General features: G+C 67.6%; 1 protein-coding gene and 1 pseudogene. One reads left to right on the top strand and one right to left on the bottom strand.

What is annotated here, in order from left to right; all coding sequences use genetic code 11:
• Positions 1-353: 353 nt before the first annotated feature.
• A pseudogene (locus ACZ7GZ_RS43060) lies at positions 354-473 on the bottom strand (transposase); the annotation flags it as partial.
• 332 nt (positions 474-805) lie between these two features.
• Here ACZ7GZ_RS43060 and ACZ7GZ_RS43055 point away from each other — a divergent pair.
• Positions 806-2,236 (top strand): tetratricopeptide repeat protein, encoded by a 1,431-nt coding sequence (locus ACZ7GZ_RS43055; RefSeq protein ID WP_471033294.1) that lies wholly within the window; start codon positions 806-808, stop codon positions 2,234-2,236.
• Positions 2,237-2,251: the final 15 nt, after the last annotated feature.

The following is a 2,251-nucleotide window of genomic DNA, read 5'->3' as shown; positions in this document are numbered from 1 at the left end:
ACGGGAAGTAAGCTGGCCCGCACGGTCAATGCCCTGGGCATGGCACAGGGCTTGCGCCTGCGCTACGACCGCACCTCAGTAGCCCACTGGGTCCAGGCCCCGCCCGCCGATCCCCCCACCTCATCGCCGCCGCCTTCACCCAGCGCCTGGGCCGCCTCCTCCTGCCAGCGGAAACCGGTCTGGCCCAGACCCCGCACCCTCCGGACCCGCTGCTCGCCCCGGACCGGAAGACCATGAAGCGGTGTCACGACTGACAACTCTGTGCCGCGAGGACGCGGCACCCGAGCGGCGGGCCTTCCTAACCAGCGCCGCATACACCCTGAGGGCCCTTATCCTGCCCACCTGGCCGGTCCGGGCCGCCGCCCCTTGCCGCTGACGCGGCCGGAGTCGCGGGGCCTGGGAGCCAGGCCGACATAGTCGGCCAGGCGGTCGGAGCTGCCGAAGGCGTCCATGTCGCCACCGGTGGCAGCGATGGCCCGGCGTGCTTTTGGAGGCGGCTGGGATTTGTGGTCCGACTCGGTGTGCTGCTGCGGTGCGGTCAGGTGGCCCGCGCCCTCGCCGTAGGCTGCGCTTCGCGGGTGGCTCACCGACTGCTACCGGTCACACTCCGGGCATGCACTCCCCCTCATCCGAGCCGGCAGGTGAGAACGCACGCGCTGGGGGAACCCGGGCCACAAACCGGTCATCAAGGATCTGACCGGCACCAGGGGGGTGGAGGAAGTTTCATGACGAACTGTCAGCTCCACGGTTGTGGCCTCATGTGCGGGGCGATCCCCCGTTCGCAACCCTGGCAGGGAGGCATTCGATGCCGCGTCGGCTTCAGCGCAATGCGTTACTGAAGGCTCTGCTTGAGGAAGCGGACTGGAGCGCCGCCGACCTTGCCAGGGCTGTCAATCGTCTGGGCCACGCTGAAGGCCTGCACCTTCGCTACGATCGCACGACGGTAGCCCATTGGCTTTCCGGGTCCCGTCCCAAGGCGCCCGTGCCCGATTTGGTTGCCGAGTCGCTGACACGCCGTACCAGACGCCTTGTCCGGGCCGCGGATACCGGTCTGCTTCCCGACCCCGGCCCGCAGGAGATGTTTCTCCTTTCCGGAGCGGTGCCGAGCCAGGAAGGCGCCGCGCGCAGATTGGTGGCCCTGGGCAGGATCGACGCCGACCCGGCCCGTCGGCCCCGGCTGCTCGACCTCATCTACCGACAGTCTTTGGTGGATCCCAACCGTGAAGCCCGTTGCCCTGCCCGCACGGAAGGCTCAATTGGCGAGGCGGCTGTGGCAGGGTCCGGGAAGAAGTCACCCACTGCCGCTGCCGACGTGGTACTGCTTCACGGTATGGTCAGCTCCTTCGCCTCGTACACCGCTCAATTCGGTGGCGGTCATGCCCGTGCTGCCCTGGCGGCATACCTCGCCGACGACGTAGGCCGTTTCCTGACAGCGCCCAGATCACCAGTTTTACGTACGGAATTGATGACGGAGATCGCGCATCTCGCCCATCTTCTCGGTGACATGACCGCAGACGCGGGGCATCACGGGCTGGCGCAGCGCTATCACCTTCTGGCCTTTGAGATCGCCACGGAAGTGGGTGACCACCGCGCCCGTGCGATGGCGTTGCGGGCCATGAGCACCCAGGCCGCCCAGCTGGGAGTGCCGCAGTATGCCGCCGACCTCGCTGAGGCTGCGGTGGACGTCGTCGGAACCTCACCTGACGGCGACCTACGAGCTTTTCTGCTGGCACAGCGGGCCTATGCTCGTGCACTCACCGATGACACCAGTGGCGCCCTGAAGGATCTTGCTGCGGCCGAGAGCAACCTGGACTGGGCCTCGGGGGAGCCTGGACCGTTCTCTTCATACCCGAAGGCCGGATTCGCATATCAGCAGGGCCAGACGCTGTACACGTTGGGCGATGCTGAGGGCGCAGTGTCCGCCTTCAGTTACGCGGCGTCGCGGCGAGCGCCCCACGAACGCCGGCCAAGGGCCCTCACCCAGGCGCGACTCGCAAACGTGCTGCTTGACCTGGGCCGTGTTGAAGAGGCGTGTGTCCATGCCTCGGCATTCGCCGGAGACTACCCCTTGCTCCGTTCCCACTTGGCCACCCAGGCGATCAAGACGCTGCGGGCCCACCTCGCTGTGTTCCCCCAAGTACGGCGGGCAGCCGCTGTGCGGGAAGAACTCAGGGAGCTGGAGGCCGGGGCAAGACACTGTCGCGCTGTCGGGTACGTCGGTGGGGCAGGCCGGTGACCTGTTTCCAGAAGG

The organism is Streptomyces sp. NPDC037288 (assembly GCF_055603265.1).
This window is presented reverse-complemented; position numbering and strand designations above follow the sequence as displayed.